Here is a 17129-nt window from a genome sequence, read left to right as displayed (position 1 = left end):
CTGCTCCTGGAGGAGTTGAAAAAAGGGCGCTGCGTATGAAGCGCATCCGCCTGGATCAACACGCCCTCGAGATCCAGCTCACCGAGGAGCGCTTTGAGCACAGCCCGCTCATGGTTTTCGCCGGTGGCGTAGCAGGCCTGGCTGTAGCCCTCAGGCTTCTGCGAAGCAGTACGCCACGCCCAGAGCAGCTGAATAGAGCGTCACCTGGGCAATGAACGCTGAACCACCACCGGCAGTGGGCTCGATCGAACCCCGCAGTGTCTTGCCGTCACACACCAACTGGTCGATATCCGCTGCACCACCTGGGATCTGGGCGATTGTCCAATCACGGATGGCAGCGCAGAGGGCCACCACGTCCACCTGCAGGAAGAAGTAGCGAAACGCTGAATCCGAAGGTGGCCGCCGCAGTGCCAGCCCCAGCTGCTCACCAAGTACCGCATGGTGGCGCCGTGCGAAGGCGAAGCCTTCTCCGAAGGAGTACCGCTCCAGATCCCTCAAGCTTTCGCAACCGCTCAGGATGCCCAGCACGGCCACCAGCAGCAGATACCAGGCGGGGATACGAATCCCACGCCGCATCCGCGTGTCGGGGATCGCCTTGAGGAAGCTGATCAGATCGAGATCGGTTGCAGCAGAGCCGGTTTCGCGCACAGAGAAGGAGCAAGCTCGCTCAGCGAACCCAACGCTGGCAGCTCAGACCAGCGCGCTTGTGACACACTTTGAATCAGCCCTGCCCTACGGGTAGTGGAAGCGCCCTCGATGAACAAGGAGAACTGGCCAAGAAGCGTCTTGATCATTACGGTGAGATCCGCTGATACCCATGAGGGAAGGGCGATCAACGAGACCAGCTACTATATAATCATCCTGCGCAACAAGGCAAAAGAGTTGTTGCAACACGTGCGGGAACGGTGGTCGATCGAGAACTCCTGGCACTGGGTCCGAGACACCCAGCTGCGTGAGGACGCCCACCGATACCGGGAATGCAACGGGGTGCAGGTGCTGGCAGCGCTGCACACCATGGCGCTCAACCTATTGCGCCTCAACGAGTTCCATTCCATCGCTGACGGGCTCGGTACCGTCTGCCAAAGCGTGGCGCTTCTGCTGCGCCTGATGCGCTGCCATGTTCAGGAAAGCCTACAAACGGTCTCAGCTCGAGACTTTTAATAGGCCTTGGGAAGCGGGAGCTTATCAATCAGCATCTCTTCCGTCAAGGGATCTGAAAGCATAAATTACTGCTGCAGCAGGTGGATTCACAGCATCACCTCGAAAGGAATCGGCGGACGACCTCCTTTGCTGGATGGCATGGGATTAACGGGCTTTATCAAGGCCAGAAACGCTTCCCAGGGAACCGTGATCTTCATCTCGTCAAAAATGCGCAGGCGACGCGTTCTTTTTTGGGCGTAGATCTGCTCCTCATCCGAAAAGCCCAGCTGGAGGGAGGGGGCCAACCATTCCAATCTCAGTCTTGGATCTGGATTGATTGAAGCGGGTTTTTCGAGGGTTCCTAAGATAGCGGAAATGACTGAGCGGGTAGCCAATGCCTTTTGCGTGTGGAAGCCTTCCCCCAGATGGGGCCCTAAGGGTAGCGGGAGCTATCGGCGTAATTTCAAGTGATACGATGAAAGGCCCCTTCACCTTATTCGAGTACGCGTCGTGTCATCACCTTCCAGACCAGCACTTACATTTCCTCCGGAAATACGCAAGACTGTCCGTGAGTATTATCAGAATTCAAGCTGCATACTTGAATACGGAAGTGGAGGTTCGACAGTTTTAGCAAGCGAGCTACCCAATAAGGTCATTATCTCAGTCGAGAGTGATTTCAAGTGGACTCAGAACCTTGAAAGCTTTATTGCAAGTTCGCCCTTGACGCAGTCTCATCCCCGCCTACTCCATGCGAACATTGGAGAGACTCGAGCGTGGGGACATCCTGCAAATACAAACAGCTGGAGATCATTCTCTAATTATCCCCTCTTGCCTTGGAAAAGCATGCCCCCCCATAGCCCAGACACAATACTAATTGATGGGCGTTTTCGCTCCGCATGCTTTATAGCCTGCGCATTTAGCATTAGAAAAATGACGACAATCTTATTTGATGACTTTGTGGAAAGACGATATAAAGAAATTACAGCTCCAATATCTGAGCCCTCTGCCTTGATCGGAAGAATGGCTATATTTCAGTTGGAGCCGCGTGAATACAGTAATTCCCAGTTCATGGAGGCTGTACCTGCTTTCTTTGATCCAAGCTAGGATTACCCTGAGTTTAACCCTTGTAGTATTGTCACACGTATCCAGCATGAACTTAGTCTATGAGGATGATTCAGTCCGAGTCAAAGGCATCAAGAGAAGAATGTCTTCCTTTTGTTCGATTTCATTTACAGGGGTAGGCCATGCAATGGGCGGGATTAACATTCAGAGGGAAGAATTCGTTGGGTCATGCATGGCTATAGGTGACGCGTTATTTGTTTCTGACAAGATGAGATCATGGGGAAATTCGATCAACCCAGAAAGGCTAGCAGAAGTTTTTAGCAGATGGTCCGGCGATACTGCTTATGACAAAGTTATATCTATAGGAAACAGCATGGGTGGTACCAATGCATTGCTGTTGGGACCGTTTCTTGGAGCACATTCCATTCTAGCCTTTGCTCCTCAATATAGTGTTCACCATGACTATTTTCCCAGCCTAGGCGATGCAAGCTGGGATGAGTATCGAAATAATATCAGGAACTGGAGATTCAAGACCGTTGACGCTTTGCTTCCTAGTCTTAGTGTAGATGAGTACATATTCTCTGGAGGGACTAGTGGTGAAATCAAACATGCGAGGCTCTTTCGCAAAGCTCCGAAAAGAAGTCATTGGATCATCAAGGACTCTGATCACGGGGTAGCCATGTTTCTAAAGAAGCATGGCTGCTTGCCGACTATAATTGATTTAGTTATGTGCAATGCAAATACAGAGCAGATAGAAGCAGTTTTTGACTCCACAAATATTGCATTTGAGCGCATAAGCTAAGCACGGCTGCCTTTACCAGAATAGCTTAGTAGTATATGGGAGTTTAGTGATCTCTCGACATCATCATTAAGGAATGAAAGGATGTATTCGCGTCCACTTTCTGCAATGTAACGCTGAAGCTCTTGATCTGAGCGCAATTGCTCTAACACTTTCAACAAGTTACTGAAGTCATCCATGACAGGTGCATAGTGCTTCCAGGGTACCAAGTCAAATTCAAGTAGCCAAGACTCGACAGTTGGGGCAGGCATTATAGGTATAGATGTTGATGCAAGAATCGCCTTTAGACCAGTTGAAATATCGTTACCTTCCGGGCAAAGAATATATTTGTGGCTAAGTATCTGTTCCATGGCCATTCTGTCCTTTAGCATCCTAGAGGCCATTTCACATATGTCCTTATTTGCATGTTTCATTCGCGGAGTGATTCCAGTGAAGCCAATGTCAATAGAGTTTCGCTTGGCTTTGCTAGCAAGATTGCCATACGCGTGCATCAGCCGACATCTAGCGGACGTGCTGATACCGTAGCTGTTATCCCAAAAAAAACCAGTAGTCGCTCCACGAAAGATGCATGTATCACTTTTTCCTGTTATAGGTACGTCATGTCTTGCTATTCGATCTAAGCCTGTCCAGTGCTTGACAGGCTGAAGCCTGAGCAATGATACGTTACCTTCTCTAGATGGGCGAGTCTTTGCAAATACATGCTCAGGCCAATATGATATATTATCACCAATAACGAGTGGGATTGAACCATGAATTCCCTGTTCCGCAAGAGCCGATATAATTGGGAAAGCGTAACCATTAAAATGAGGAGGTCTAATGTGGCTGTCAAAGTCGTAGCGGAAGACTTCTTGAAAAATTGCCTGATTGTAGGCAAGAAAATAGGCATATGATTCGTGGCGTGAATTCCTATGCATGCATGAGTTAACAAATCTAAGTGTGCTCCCGATTGCCTTGAGCTGCGTATGCCGGCTTATGGCTTGGTGATCATTGGATAAATTAAAGCAGCAGTACTTAAGAAGGCGATCTGATTCCATGCTTGTGGTACGAGCTTTAGCTAGTCTCATTGGCTAACGTTTAGCCAAAGAGGCTAAAACAGGCCAAAGTGGCAAGTCCTTGCCTATCAAGAAGAGACGAACATCACTACGTACAGATGAATGGAAACCACGCCTGTCTATATAGCGACTAGATTCGTTGAACCGATCATTAGTGGCGGCCTTAATGCCAAGCTCTCCATAAAGGCCAGGAACTGTATCAATTGAATACAAATGGCATTTTGGGCAGATTTCGATATGATCATGAACTTCCTGAGTACTGGAGTCTTTAGCTGGAGCAAATGCTTTGTGTAAAAGATTGGAGTAATTTCTTGAAAAGAAGCTTGATTCAATAATCTTAAGAGCAAGCTGATCAGGGCATGAGTCAATCATTGATTCAATCGGTATCTCTTCGAGCTTGCAGAGCCTGCTCCAGTTCTGAGAGTCAGGTCGAGAGGGGTGGCGTTGAAGACATGAAACAATATAGTTGGCATGACTTATGATGATTTCAATAGGATCACGAATTGTCGAAAAAAGAAATGATGATTTGCGGTCTAACCCGGAGATTCGCATATCAGCAAGAGAAATATGCCCGCTAATATATAAGATGCTGATCTCGGAGAGGGACGCTAGCAGAGCTCGTGCATCATTAACTCGCTGCCAGGGGCGCACCCATGACGGATTTAGCCTGATTGTATTGTAATGCCTAAGGTGGCTATCGCCGACCGAAGAAGAAATGTCTTTAGATATTTTCGAGCCAAAGCATTTAGGTACATGGACAAAGCTTATGACTTTTGCGCTGGTGAAATCCGCATATCTCAAGAGAATATAAAACTCAAGCCAGGGCTCCTTGATGAGTCTCTCAATATCAAGAGCGGCTCCTTGCTTCGTCGCACAATATGTGTCTTCAAGCCTATCTCCGGCTGCCCAGAACCCTCTGCCAAGTCTGAGTGGCAACATCAAAGAGTATTCGCGCTTCGCCTCTAGCAGCGAATTGCGTATAGGGAGTAGGTAATTGGTTTCTAATGAAAGTAGGTGTTCGGTGAGCACATGGTCTTCGTCCCCGTGCAGACACGGCACGTTTTTTAGCAGTTCAGAGATTTCGTAAAAGGAGTTTGACAAAGGTGCTATTCTTCTATAAGCAACTAGCATAACAGCCGCTTTGCCTAGTGTGCCAATGGTGTCGGTTGGGCGAGCTCATGCTATGGCGGTTCTCAGACTGCACTGACTGAACTGAGATCGGTTTCATGGTCCTCGGTTTGCCCCCTTTGGTGGATGAGTCAGACCGAGCAAACTTCTTTTCTGACAAAGGGGGCAGAAGCGTGTAACCAAGTTACCACAATCAAGCTATATGAATCCAGAGATTATAGAGTCTATCAAGGCACTCTCCCTGTAAAGCCTCCTGATTGGTCTTGATTTCATCGTAGATCTTTATTGCCAGATCTTCAAGCACATCGCATTGGCTCATACCCCAAGCGTGCTGCCCCAGCATATTGACACTGAAGCGCTGGTGATGCAGCTCAGGATCCACGAAAGGTGATAATATCTCACATCCATCTTCGAAAGCATCTGGCTCAATAAAGCTATGCAGTTCAGATTGTACGTGAGCCGGTGATTCAAACAAGTCTTCGGCAATTACTACCCTTCTCTGCATTCCCCGCGTGACACGCTCAGAGTACAAAACACTTTGAATCCACAATCGCAAGGAAGTATCTTTAGCAATCGGTTCTTGAGACCGCGCCAATAGTGAGCTCACGACTTCAAGAGGATGGCGAACGAGTAAAACAAATTGAAAGTCGATGACATCTGCCTGCAACCAGCAACTCAAACCAGCCAGAAGAACACAAAAGCGCGGATCCTTAACAACCGGAAAATCACCTCCGCCGAATGCTTCTCGGAACCTATGCAAAAGAGCTAGACGCCATTCAGCGGCAGACTGCTGGTCTATCCAGCCGCGAGGCAGAGGCTTGTCTAGTCTCCAGCTTGTACCAAGAGCACACAACAACTTTTCATTCTCAGCCATCACACCAATCGACTCGATATATCCCTTGGGGTTATCTATTGTTGGCGGCATCAAGTCAATCGGCGCATCAAGTCCGATGTCTCGCAGCATGCCGGCAAGCGCTGAAGAGCCGCTTCGATGCATACCAAGCACAAAAAGCATCCTTCTGGGAATATGGCCTAGGGTTTTCGCCAACAATAGGCTTTGCTGCGACTCAATCCGAGCAGGCAAGGAACTCGCCCGCTCAAGTACCATTTCCTGTTCAGAATCCGAAAGAGAAAACCCAATCGAATGCGCCGCGGCAATTGCATATTGCCCAAAAGCAAGGGCCTCGCGTCTTGCCCTTTCGACTTGACAAAAGCATAGGAACTGAGAACAAAGACTGAGATGAGCTCCAGCGATAGAAAGCTCAACCGCAGCTGCCATACAATCCTTCGCGAGCAAGTTTAAATGACTCTTGAATTCGCCCTCATCGCGAATGGAGCAGATGGCACGCAAAAAGAGATGGTGAAGATTATCCTCCTTATAAGGTTCGCTGCGAATCAGAGCGGCAATTAAATCAACCCTTCGCCATGAGGCTGACGTCAAGGCTTGCAACACATCAGCAAAGGCGTCACGAGATGACTGCCAAATAGAGTTCATGAGTCGTACTTCTCCATAGATAGCCTAACAAACAAGTCCTGCAAAACGGAAAGACGCGCTGAATAGTCAGAAACAAGAACCTCCAGCTCACTGAGCCTTGCGACAAGAAGTTGAGACTTTTCAACATGCATGGCTTCAAGCTTCTCGCAAAGCATCGAGCATTCAAGAGATAGCCCTTCATGAATACCGGCACGAACAAAGTGGATAACCCGCTCGTCGTTAGTCATACGTGCTAGGTCTGGTCTCGCTTCAGCATAATGTTCGTAAGGAAATACATGCAGCAAAGCTTTCATCACCTGGTCGCGTTCTTCCCTAAGGAGATCACGTTCCTGCACCAACTGGTCGCGTTCTTCCCTAAGGAGATCACGTTCCTGCACCACCTGGTCGCGTTCTTCCCTAAGGAGATCACGTTCCTGCACCACCTGGTCGCGTTCTTCCCTAAGGAGATCACGTTCCTGCACCACCTGGTCGCGTTCTTCCCTAAGGAGATCACGTTCTTGCACCACCTGGTCGTGTTCTGTCCTCAGGACATCACGTTCCTGCACCACCTGGTCGTGTTCTGCCCTCAGGACATCACGTTCCTGCACCACCTGGTCGCGTTCTGCCCTCAGGGCATCACGTTCCTGCCCGGCGCGCTCTGCCATCCCCTCAACGCGGCTGCGCAGTTGAGTGATCAAGTCAGATTGCGAGCTGAGATCGGTGGTCATTCGGGATTCATTATGGTAGTAGGCAGACTAGCCCAGTACATCAACTGATTCTACGGCAAGTAGAATTATATCAACACCGTTCTCGTGGCACGCCCATTCAGGTCATGGGCAAAGAGGGGAATGGCTTTTCTGGCTACTCTGGCCAGGTTGCCTTGGGAATCATTGCTCAAGTGCAGGAAGGGCATGCTTCGACTTGATTAGGTAGCTAGCTCCAGCACTCCTTAAGATGCGTTCCGGCCGAGCGCCGCAGCTTCAGATGGGATGAACCACTCGCTCAGTCATTTTGCCAAGTTGAAGCGTCGGTTGAAGCGGAAAATCAAGGCACCCAGGTAGCGATCAGAGTACTTATCAAATATCAGGGCATGAAAGGTGCAGCTGAAGCTGGCTTTCAAGTTGCTTAGGACCGTGTTGATCCAGCGGAATACCGGCAGTTCATTGGGATGACGTCCTTTCACGACCACAGCTTGATGCAGGCAACCGACTTCTGTCACGGCGCGGAAGCAGGCCAGCCCATCTGAGATCACCTCACCTCACATCCTATTGCCAGTGAATCCTGTGACCAGTCAGCGATGGCGGCAAAAGAGAACGTGGCCACGGTGGTAAGCTTAACGTAAACAGGGTGGCACGCATCATCGATAGAGACGACTGCCACGATCGGCACCTTGTTCTCTGATCCACGACCAAGTTTATCTCCGCAGCGTTCTCCGCCAAGGTAGGCATCATCGACCTGTACCTTTCCCCGCAGGACATAGACCTCATCCCAGGGCCGACTGAAAGTCTCGTTAATCCCTCTCCAGCGCCTTGATTCCGCTCCAGCCGAGCATCCTGTTGATGTCGTGGGCCACGGCCATCAATCCAGCCCTGATGGAGCGGAAGCCATTGGTCCGCAGCAGGTTGAGGCCCAGGGTGCGCAGTAGCGCCAGAGCCTGAACTCCGTTGCGTTCGGCGTAGTGGTGGGCGTCCTCGCCAAGTTGCACATCACGGACCCAGTGCCACTCGTTCTCGATGGCCCAACGCTGTCGTACAAGGCGCAGCAAGGCCTTTGGGCTGGAACGCATCGTCGTGATGAATTGGTGGACGTGGCGGAATGGCTTGCCGTCACGTTGGCCTGAGGACACCAGTTCAATGATCCAGCTGGCGTCGATCAAGCGCTCGCGGATGGCCTCGGTGGCGTTGCCGGGCACGTACTCCTTGCACTCACAGCGGGGGCAATGGAAACCATCAGGCCAGCGCGCCTGCTCCAGAGCGGCCTCGCAATTCTCCTCGGTGCCATAGAGCTGGATGAACTCGGGCAGCGACAGGCCTGCCTGAAACTGGATTCGACTCATGGCCATGGCGCGCACTCATGGTACATGCGTACCAGATTAGGCGGGGAAGGTCTGCTGATGGAGCTTGCTAACTAATTAAGTGCTTCGAAGGACCGTGACCAATGCCCCCAGATAGGATGAATGTATGCTGGAGAGCTTTCATGTCTGAATCCAAACGAGATCAATCCCAGGCTGGCGATCAGGCTGAGGATTTGATCTCCCGCGTACGCCAGCAGTCAGAGGTCATTCTGGATTTGCGCTCCCAGCTCTCTACGCAAATCAGCATGGAGATTGCCAATTCCACCATGCAGTTGGAGACTCACCAAGCACTGCAAGCTCTCGTGGGAGATGTGCTTAGCTCCATGCATGAGTGTCCCATCTCAACAGATTTTGCGCTGAAGCTGGTTCACAAGGTCCGGGAAGAATCCTACGACTTGATTATTGAATTCGGAAGCGGCTCCAGCACCTTGTTGATTTTACGAGCCCTAGAGTTGCTTGGCTCCGAACGAGATACTGGCACACATGGCTCACTACGCTTACTTTCCTTTGAACATTCAGAGCGATCTTACCAAAACACTGCTGATCTGGTGAGCAGATGCGGCAACCACAATCAGCTGAAACTGCTCCTTGCCTCCCTCTGCCCTTGGAGTGATTCTACGGGGAAGTACAGCTACTACTCATGCATCCAGTCCATTTCAGAGACCCTGAGATCACTTAATGGTGCGTTATCGCAGTCCGATCTGCCTTGTACACTGAAGCTGTTGGTTCTGATCAACAGTCCATCTAAATTCACGGGACGCTGGGCTCGCTATCCAGCGGTTCCGCTGGTTCTCAATGCCTGCAGCTCCATGGATGCAGCTATCGACTTTCTTCTTGATGATATGCTCAGCGATGAAGGAATGGAGGTTTCATTAGCCTGGGAAGAAATATTTGCGTCGTTCGGCCTAGACTATCAACGCGAAGATTTAGGCCTTCAAAAGGGTGGTTTGCTTCTAAAGCTGAAAAGCCTTGCCGGAGTCGATACCTCCCAGGATCGTCGCGATGAGCTTTTGGCTGAGAGACATGATCAAGAAGCGATCGCATCAGAGGCATTCCTCATATCCCAGCTTTTTACCAAGTTGGAAGTTGCCGAAGAGCATTCGTTTCAAGAACTTCAACAAGCCCACACGGCTCGCGATGCGCAGGCCGCCCAGCTCCAGACCCTCGCAGACGAGCTGGGAACAGCGCAGGGTGAACGCGACGCCCTCGGCGCCGAGAAAGAGGCCGCCCAAAAGGCTGCCGCCGATCTCCAGCAGAAACTCCACAACCACATTCAAGCCTTGCAACAAGCACAGCAAGACCGCGATGAGCAAGTTGCCCGCGTGCAGGCCTTGGAGGCGGAGGTGGTCACCTGGAAGTCCGAACGCGACGCCCTCGGCGCCGAGAAAGAGGCCGCCCAAAAGGCTGCCGCCGATCTCCAGCAGAAACTCCACAACCACATTCAAGCCTTGCAACAAGCACAGCAAGACCGCGATGAGCAAGTTGCCCGCGTGCAGGCCTTGGAGGCGGAGGTGGTCACCTGGAAGTCCGAACGCGACGCCCTCGGCGCCGAGAAAGAGGCCGCCCAAAAGGCTGCAGCCGATCTCCAGCAGAAACTCCACAACCACATTCAAGCCTTGCAACAAGCACAGCAAGACCGCGATGAGCAAGTTGCCCGCGTGCAGGCCTTAGAGGCGGAGCTGGGAAAAGCGCAGGGTGAACGCGACGCCCTCGGCGCCGAGAAACAGGCCGCCCAAAAGGCTGCAGCCGATCTCCAACGCAAGATTTCGACTCAGAGGGAGGCATTGCAGCGGCTGCGGCACTTGGCCCGCCCACTGGCGACTATCCAACAGTGATGGAACCGCCACCGCCAACCCCCACGCTGCGATGAAACTGACTCCTCTTTGATCCCAGCGCCTCTATGGGTGGGCATCCAGCTGGGTGGCCATGGTTAGGATTGTTAGCCTTATCTGGGTCAGCTGCTCAGCCAGCTGGTCCCGCTCCTGCTGAAGCGCATCCAGCGCCAGAAGTCGGGTGGCCAGTGGATCACGCCGCCAGGCGTCCTGCCGCCCCTCTTCCCGGCAGAAGCCTCGCATCACCAGCCAGGTGTCCATCGTCTCCCCCGAGAACGGCACAGCCACGGGCCCCAGCAGCTCCACCCGCTCAAGGCGCCTAAGCCAGGGTCCGGCCCCCTGGAGAGCAGCCAGTGGATCGCCTTGGCGCACCAGAAGCTGGAACGTCACGGAGCTGACCTTCGCTTGTGGCCAGTCCTCCAGCAGGGATTCCAGCCGCGTCCCCGCCAGCGACTGCGACGCCAGCAACTGCACGTTGGGGTAGTGGGGTTGCCACCCCTCCAGGCCAAGGGGGCCGTCCAATCGGCGATCACTGAACCGATGCCACGTCAGGACAGCATCTGCCTCGGCAGCTAGAACGGCCTGATGCCAGCGGAGTGGATGTTGACGATGTTCCAGGGCAGCAGACAAAGCTGCCAACCGCTCCCCATCCGCTTCAACCAGCAAGGTGGGGCCTGCAGGCAGCTGGGTGATCAGGCTGGGTGCCCCGATCACAACGTTCAAGGGCGTTTCAGGCACCGTGGGACACGATGGGCCTCACCAACTTAAGTTCTAGGGATTGTGGCGGGACTTCCGTGCTCCACTGGTTTTCCCCTTTCCCCTTGGAACCATCTCTAGAAGAGCGCCTGGGGGTAGCGGGCCTGCGGCCAGCGGCCGCCAACGGCGAGGTGTCGATCGACCTGCTGGTCTACGACACTCCGGATGCCGTTCTCAGTCTCTGGCGTCAACGGGGCCAGCCAGCCCCTGGCACCCAGGCACTGGCAAAGGACTACCGCCGCCTGTCCCAGTTGCGGAGTGGCACCCGGCTGATCAGCGCCTGGCGACTGCGCCAGCTCAACGCCGACGAGTTGCTGGCCTGGCTCCATGGCCAAGCCGATTGCCCCACTCTCGACACGCCTCCGCCAGCCATGGATGCGCTGTCGGCAGTGGTGACGCGCAGGCTCTTGGAGCTGCAATCCGATGCCCTGGAGGCCTACCTCGACCTGGAACTGCAGGCCGAACTGGCTGGAACCCGTCCCGATAGTAACTACATTGCCCGTCTCGACGACAATGCCGACGGCGCGACCCTGCTGGAGGACTGGTGGCAGGTGGCAGAGCAGGCAGCCACGGCAAACCGGCTCGCAGGAGAGGTGGCCGATCTCAAGGGCGAAAAGGACGTTCTGACGCATGAGAAAAACGCGGCAGTTCAAGGGGCCGACGAGCTCAGCCAGCAACTCGCCAGCCAGGCCGAATCACTTCTGGAGGTCCAGGAAGACAACAAGAGCACCTTGCTGCAGTTCCATCAGATCCAGGAGGAACTGGAGAGCTACTGCCTGAAGAATCACGAGCAGGACCAGCAGCTGCAGAAGCTGGAAGGACAGCTGACCGAGCTGAGGCGAGAGCAGGCTGCCATCAGCCAGGACCGCGATGCAGCTCTCGAGGCCAGTGCCGACCTCAAGCAGCAGCTCGCCACTCAGTGTGCCGAAGCAGCTCGCTGGAAAGACAAGGCCGAAACGGCCAGCCAGCAGCACACAGCCGCTAGACAGCAGGCCATCGACCTTGAGCAGCAACTCGCCAGCCAGGCCGAATCACTTCTGCAGGTCCAGGCAGAGAACAAGAGCACCTTGCTGCAGCTCCATCAGGTCCAGGAGGAACTGGAGAGCTACTTCCTGAAGAATCGCGAGCAAGACGATCAGCTACAGAAGCTGGAAGGACAGCTGACCGAGCTGAGGCGAGAGCAGGCCGCCACCAGCCAGGCCCGCGATGCAGCTCTCGAGGCCAGTGCCGACCTCAAGCAGCAGCTCGCCACTCAGCGTGACGCGTTGCATCTGGCTCAGGCCAAAGGCGAACAACAGGCAGGCCATCTTCAGGTGCTGGAAGCCGAAGCAGCTCGTTGGAAAGATAAGGCCGAAACGGCCAGCCAGCAGCACACAGACGCTAGGCAGCAGGCCATCGACCTTGAGCAGCAACTCGCCAGCCAGGCCGAATCACTTCTGGAGGTCCAGGAAGACAACAAGAGCACCTTGCTGCAGTTCCATCAGATCCAGGAGGAACTGGAGAGCTACTTCCTGAAGAATCGCGAGCAAGACGATCAGCTGCAGAAGCTTGAAGCCCAACAGACCCAGCTGAGGCGAGAGCAGGCTGCCATCAGCCAGGACCGCGATGCAGCTCTCGAGGCCAGTGCCGACCTCAAGCAGCAGCTCGCCACTCAGCGTGACGCGTTGCATCTGGCTCAGGCCAAAGGCGAACAACAGGCAGGCCAGCTTCAGGCGCTGGAAGTCGAAGCAGCTCGCTGGAAAGACAAGGCCGAAACGGCCAGCCAGCAGCACACAGACGCTAGACAGCAGGCCATCGACCTTGAGCAGCAACTCGCCAGCCAGGCCGAATCACTTCTGCAGGTCCAGGCAGAGAACAAGAGCACCTTGCTGCAGCTCCATCAGGTCCAGGAGGAACTGGAGCACTACTTCCTGCGCGCGAGTGCAGGAGACAAGTTATGCCAAGCTCAGGCTCAGGAGAACACGCGAGCCATGGGCCTGCTGGGACGCATGATCCGGCTCCAGGCTGGGCTTTGAAACCACTCTGCCCAAAGGGCGGGGAGTTGGCTTGGCGGCACTCCTTCCTGCCACTCAAACCCGCAGACCCAGCATCCGCAGCAACCGATCACGCTTGCGGGGCGGTCGGCCCGCCTCCAGAGCCTGGCACTCACGCACCAGCTGCTGCGCCTCCTCGGCCCGACACACCTGGGCCTCCAGGCCATCCAGAAATTGCCGAAACTGCTCCAAGGCCTGCCAGGACTGCTGCAGCTCCACCGGTGCATTCGCCATCGAGGCGGTATAAGGAGAGCCTGATGTGGGATGCATCAGCTGAGCCTCGGCAGGTGCCAGAGCTGATCCGGAACCCGGCAGCCACACTAGGCCTGCTCCCGGAAGCGGAATCTGCCCATCCACATCAAAATAAACCTGAACCTCCTGCCCGTCCCAGGCAGGTGGCAGCTGCTGCAGTTCGATCTGAAATCCACAGTGCTCGGGATAGCCCTCGGCGCCCATGCCAGGCCTGTAACGGTCACATCGCAGCGTCACCGGTGGGAGACCCGCCGAATGCAACCAAACTTCAATCGACTGGCCGATGGCTTGGCCGCGCCGGTACGCCCAGCCGAGGAGGGCGTCGCCATCAGGACTCAGCCCATCAAAATGGCCAACAGCGCCGCGCACCTGTGGGGCGAGCACCTGCTGAAGACGCTCCACGGTGGTGGCAGGGTGCGGCAGGAAGGTCAGCTCCACGCTGACACCTCCATCGACAGAGAGGGCCAGCACACGAGGGGCCTCCTCAAAAGCCACGGCTGGGAGATCGCCACTGAGCTCCAGCTGGAAGCCAAAAGTCCCTTGGACCGCCAGCTTCTGGCAGGCATCCTGCCGTGGCTGATTGATCAGGGCCTGAGCCAGCAGATTGGGCCCCACCAGCAAGCGCACCTCTGAAAGAGGCGCGTCTGAACAATGAACCCAACCGCCAATCAGGCCCGGCGTGATTGTATCGATGCCGCCGGCATGCTTAGTCTTGGAGCGGCGACGGCGAAACAACGGAACTCCTCGTGCATCAATGCGGAACCATTATGCCTTGGGTGCAGCCGCCTCTGGGCTCACCTGTGGCCACATCGTGAGGCTGCCGCAAACAGGCACCTCCAGCGGAGAATTCGAAACTATGCATTGGTGTGGTGTATAAACAATCCGCAAAGAAGAAATGGTTCACCTGGCTCCAGCGGGTTCGCTTGCGATTTTTCACCGGCAGCCCGCCGTGCAGCAGATTGGCGTGCCAGATGAGCACTTCACCCAGGCGTGGCAGGTAGGTTTTGGGCTTCAAACCATGTTGCTGCACCTCCCGTTGCCAGATCGGTTCAAATAAGCGCTGGGGGTGGCGTTCAGCCGCCACAACCTCCGGACGAAATCCCTCCGATTCGGAACTGCGATAGGGCAGGCGATGGCTGCCGGGGTAATACACCAGTGGTCCAGCATCGGCCTTAATCGTTTCAAGCGCCATCCACACACCGCACATGAACCCATAGGGATAACTATGAAAGTGAACGGCATCGCTGTGGAAGTGCTGCTGGCTGCCCACCGGAAAATTCAACGTTTGGAAGCAGAAGGGTTCACGTCCATAGAGGAAGCGGAGCAGCTCCAACACCACCCTATGCAGCGCCAGCTCCCGCACAGAGGCGCACTGTTTCCAGCCATCCTGAAGACGCAGTTCGGCAGCCGTTCCGTTTCTCCAGCCGTCCAGGTCAAACTGGGACTCCAAGGAGGCCCGAATCACGCTGGCCCGCTCACGGAACCAGTCATCGGCCAGATCCAGCAGGCAAAATCCCTGCTCCGCCATCTGCAGGGCCTGCTCCCCATAAGGACCAAACGCCCCGGCGGCCACCTGGTGAGCCACATCAGGCAGGTCGATCAGTGGCCTGCTGGCCAGATCCAACCCCATCACATCACCTCCCGCGCAGAGTGAACGCTCCGCAACCTGGGAACTGGACCATCCAGGCGCAAGGAGAAGTTCTCCTCACGAAGGCTGAGCTGGGGATGGTAATGGGGATCTGCATTGAGAATCACTCCCCAACGTTGCTGCATCACTTCCCTCTCCTTCTGCCACTGGTTGAAGGCCTCCGGAGTGATCGGAGCACCTCGGCTGCGGGATTCGTGGTGCACCAGCACTGCCTCAGCACAATACACATTTCGGTAACCTGCGGCCATGGCCCGTAAGCAGAGATCGAGGTCGTTGTATGACACGTGCAGCTGTTCGGCATCCAAACCCCCCAGCTTCTGAAACAACCCACGACGGATCATCAGAACAGCACCGGTCACCGCACTGAGATTCTGACTGAGCTGGACACGCAGCTGATGGCCAGGCTCCGAGGCCGACTGATACTTGTGGCTGTGGCCAGCGACGCCACCAATGCCCAGAATCACGCCCGCATGTTGTAACGATCCGTCGGGATAGAGAAGCTGGGCCCCCACGCAGCCGATCTCCTCCCGCAGGGCCTGGCCCGCCATCGTCGCCAGCCACCCCGGCTCCTGGGCCTCGATGTCATTGTTCAGCAGCAACAACAATTCACCACGAGCCACCGCGGCCGCCGCATTGTTCAGAGCCGAGAAGTTGAAAGGCCCTGGGCAACGCAACACCCTCGCCCGGCCACTGACCTCAAGCTCCGCGAGGTAGGCCAGTGTGGCTGGCTCCTGGCTGCCGTTATCCACCACCAGAAGCTCGAGATCCAGGCGGCTGCCAGCTGTGGCCTCCAGGGAGTGCAGGCAGGCAGCCAGCAATTCCAGCCGATCGCGGGTGGGCACAATCACACTCACGCACACGGAGCGTTCAGGCAAAGCCCAAACCAGTCGATGGCCTCCGCCAATCCGAGGCTCGACCACAACCTGGGAGCCCTGACGCTGCAGGTGCCGCCGCACCAAGGCCGCCGTGCCATCGCCTCCACGGCAAACAGGCCGATGGTGGCTCAGTACCTCTGGCCAATGCCAGATATGTTCGGCCTGGCAGACACAGGACAACTCCAGCAGCAGGCCATAGGGTGTTGCCGGTTCACCGGCTACAACCAGCCGTTGCAAAGCCACGTCCAACCGATCCGCCCGCACCCAGAAGCAGCGGCTGTAATGGGGGTCAGCCAACAGCAGATCGGGATTCCAGGCTGGTTTCCATTGAGCGCTATGCCGAACTCCCTGCGCGGAAATGAGATCGCTGTCGGCATAAATAAGTTCAGCTCCAGGCACCTCACGAAGCAGCTGGCGAAGGCGTTCATTCGCATGGGGAGCTAAGCGATCGCCCTCTTCCAGCACCACCCACCAGTCGGTCTGATCTGTGCACTCCGAAGGCCACACCTGCAGCCTTGGCTCAGCACCGCTCCGAGCCGTAGGCGCAGCAGTCAGTTGCAATGCTCGCCGCTGGGAAGCCTCCACTCGCTCCATCCAAGCGCTGTAACCATGGGCATGCAAGGAGCGGCGGGCGAGCAAGGCGTTGTAGTCGAACCATTGACGCGTATGGCTACGCTGGCGATTACTGCCTATGACCCGGCCATAGAGATCATGGCGGGTGCGTAGATGACGGGCCACCCGATAGCGGGCTCTGGGCGAGAATAATGGCTGATACCGCACCTGCAACCTCTCAAGATCGCCCTCAAGGTGTAAGAAACGAAGCTGCAGGTGCTGGCTGCCTCGACTGGGAATCCGAACCAGACGACGACGCTCCACACCGTTGGTGACCAAAAGAGTCTGCACGAAAGGCTCCTCCCCACGGCGAAGATCAATCCGGAATCTGTGTTGGGGTCCCTGCAGCAACAACCCAACTCGGTACCAACCTGGCGATAAGGCCGTGTCAC

The 17129-nt window shown here is 55.2% G+C and carries 16 protein-coding genes and 2 pseudogenes; 5 read left to right on the top strand and 13 right to left on the bottom strand.

Annotation, left to right across the window (positions count from 1 at the left end; genetic code table 11):
* Positions 1 to 150: 150 nt before the first annotated feature.
* Positions 151 to 648, bottom strand: a complete 498-nt coding sequence (locus KBZ33_RS10985) for a transposase family protein (RefSeq protein WP_254953027.1) — start codon at positions 646 to 648, stop codon at positions 151 to 153.
* A 108-nt stretch (positions 649 to 756) separates the two neighbouring features.
* Here KBZ33_RS10985 and KBZ33_RS10980 point away from each other — a divergent pair, with 108 nt between their 5' ends.
* A complete protein-coding gene (locus tag KBZ33_RS10980) occupies positions 757 to 1161 on the top strand; it encodes an ISAs1 family transposase (RefSeq protein ID WP_396108363.1) in 405 nt (134 codons plus the stop codon).
* An 86-nt stretch (positions 1162 to 1247) separates the two neighbouring features.
* On the opposite strand, the gene KBZ33_RS10975 is transcribed toward KBZ33_RS10980, so the two are convergent.
* Positions 1248 to 1445, bottom strand: coding sequence for a hypothetical protein (locus KBZ33_RS10975; RefSeq protein WP_254953025.1), 198 nt, complete (start codon positions 1443 to 1445; stop codon positions 1248 to 1250).
* Between the two features lie 845 nt (positions 1446 to 2290).
* On the opposite strand from KBZ33_RS10975, the gene KBZ33_RS10970 reads away from it, so the two are divergent.
* Positions 2291 to 3004, top strand: coding sequence for a hypothetical protein (locus KBZ33_RS10970; protein ID WP_255011772.1), 714 nt, complete (start codon positions 2291 to 2293; stop codon positions 3002 to 3004).
* Here the strand turns inward: KBZ33_RS10970 and KBZ33_RS10965 are convergent.
* The 7 genes and pseudogenes from KBZ33_RS10965 to KBZ33_RS10935 all read right to left on the bottom strand — a co-directional run.
* Complete coding sequence (locus KBZ33_RS10965; protein WP_254953023.1) at positions 3001 to 3915, bottom strand: glycosyl transferase family 90; 915 nt, start codon at positions 3913 to 3915, stop codon at positions 3001 to 3003. The two genes, KBZ33_RS10970 and KBZ33_RS10965, sit on opposite strands and share 4 nt — an antisense overlap.
* Before the next feature lie 153 nt (positions 3916 to 4068).
* Positions 4069 to 5154, bottom strand: coding sequence for a hypothetical protein (locus tag KBZ33_RS10960; protein ID WP_255011770.1), 1086 nt, complete (start codon positions 5152 to 5154; stop codon positions 4069 to 4071).
* A 220-nt stretch (positions 5155 to 5374) separates the two neighbouring features.
* Positions 5375 to 6676: a hypothetical protein gene (locus tag KBZ33_RS10955; RefSeq protein ID WP_254953021.1), complete on the bottom strand. Its 1302-nt coding sequence runs from the start codon at positions 6674 to 6676 to the stop codon at positions 5375 to 5377.
* On the bottom strand, positions 6673 to 7383 hold the full coding sequence (locus KBZ33_RS10950) for a hypothetical protein (protein WP_254953020.1): 711 nt from the start codon (positions 7381 to 7383) through the stop codon (positions 6673 to 6675). Before KBZ33_RS10950 ends, KBZ33_RS10955 begins: the two co-directional genes overlap by 4 nt.
* A 287-nt stretch (positions 7384 to 7670) precedes the next feature.
* Positions 7671 to 8140: pseudogene (locus KBZ33_RS10945) on the bottom strand (IS1595 family transposase); the annotation flags it as partial.
* A gap of 25 nt (positions 8141 to 8165) precedes the next feature.
* A complete protein-coding gene (locus KBZ33_RS10940; RefSeq protein ID WP_396108370.1) occupies positions 8166 to 8567 on the bottom strand; it encodes a transposase in 402 nt (133 codons plus the stop codon).
* Positions 8568 to 8717, bottom strand: a pseudogene (locus tag KBZ33_RS10935) (transposase); the annotation flags it as partial.
* A gap of 134 nt (positions 8718 to 8851) precedes the next feature.
* On the opposite strand from KBZ33_RS10935, the gene KBZ33_RS10930 reads away from it, so the two are divergent.
* Positions 8852 to 10564 carry a hypothetical protein gene (locus KBZ33_RS10930; protein WP_255011768.1) on the top strand — a complete coding sequence of 571 codons (1713 nt, stop codon included), beginning with the start codon at positions 8852 to 8854 and terminating at the stop codon, positions 10562 to 10564.
* A gap of 63 nt (positions 10565 to 10627) precedes the next feature.
* Here KBZ33_RS10930 and KBZ33_RS10925 read toward each other — a convergent pair whose 3' ends face one another.
* Positions 10628 to 11083 (bottom strand): hypothetical protein, encoded by a 456-nt coding sequence (locus KBZ33_RS10925; RefSeq protein WP_254953017.1) that lies wholly within the window; start codon positions 11081 to 11083, stop codon positions 10628 to 10630.
* 299 nt (positions 11084 to 11382) lie between these two features.
* Between KBZ33_RS10925 and KBZ33_RS10920 the strand changes: the two genes are divergently transcribed.
* Positions 11383 to 13332, top strand: a complete 1950-nt coding sequence (locus KBZ33_RS10920) for a hypothetical protein (protein ID WP_254953016.1) — start codon at positions 11383 to 11385, stop codon at positions 13330 to 13332.
* Between the two features lie 54 nt (positions 13333 to 13386).
* On the opposite strand, the gene KBZ33_RS10915 is transcribed toward KBZ33_RS10920, so the two are convergent.
* Positions 13387 to 13620: a hypothetical protein gene (locus tag KBZ33_RS10915; protein WP_255011767.1), complete on the bottom strand. Its 234-nt coding sequence runs from the start codon at positions 13618 to 13620 to the stop codon at positions 13387 to 13389.
* 270 nt (positions 13621 to 13890) lie between these two features.
* Here KBZ33_RS10915 and KBZ33_RS10910 point away from each other — a divergent pair, with 270 nt between their 5' ends.
* On the top strand, positions 13891 to 14235 hold the full coding sequence (locus tag KBZ33_RS10910) for a hypothetical protein (protein ID WP_255011766.1): 345 nt from the start codon (positions 13891 to 13893) through the stop codon (positions 14233 to 14235).
* 118 nt (positions 14236 to 14353) lie between these two features.
* On the opposite strand, the gene KBZ33_RS10905 is transcribed toward KBZ33_RS10910, so the two are convergent.
* Together KBZ33_RS10905 and KBZ33_RS10900 are read right to left on the bottom strand one after the other, a co-directional pair.
* Entirely contained in the window at positions 14354 to 15232 is an 879-nt protein-coding gene (locus tag KBZ33_RS10905) for a phytanoyl-CoA dioxygenase family protein (RefSeq protein ID WP_254953014.1), read from the bottom strand.
* Complete coding sequence (locus tag KBZ33_RS10900) at positions 15232 to 17028, bottom strand: glycosyltransferase (protein ID WP_254953013.1); 1797 nt, start codon at positions 17026 to 17028, stop codon at positions 15232 to 15234. The genes KBZ33_RS10905 and KBZ33_RS10900 overlap by 1 nt, the downstream gene beginning before the upstream one ends.
* Between the last annotated feature and the right edge of the window lie 101 nt (positions 17029 to 17129).

Origin of the sequence: Cyanobium sp. Cruz-8D1 (assembly GCF_024345975.1) — a bacterium.
Classification (GTDB): domain Bacteria; phylum Cyanobacteriota; class Cyanobacteriia; order PCC-6307; family Cyanobiaceae; genus Cyanobium.
This window is presented reverse-complemented; position numbering and strand designations above follow the sequence as displayed.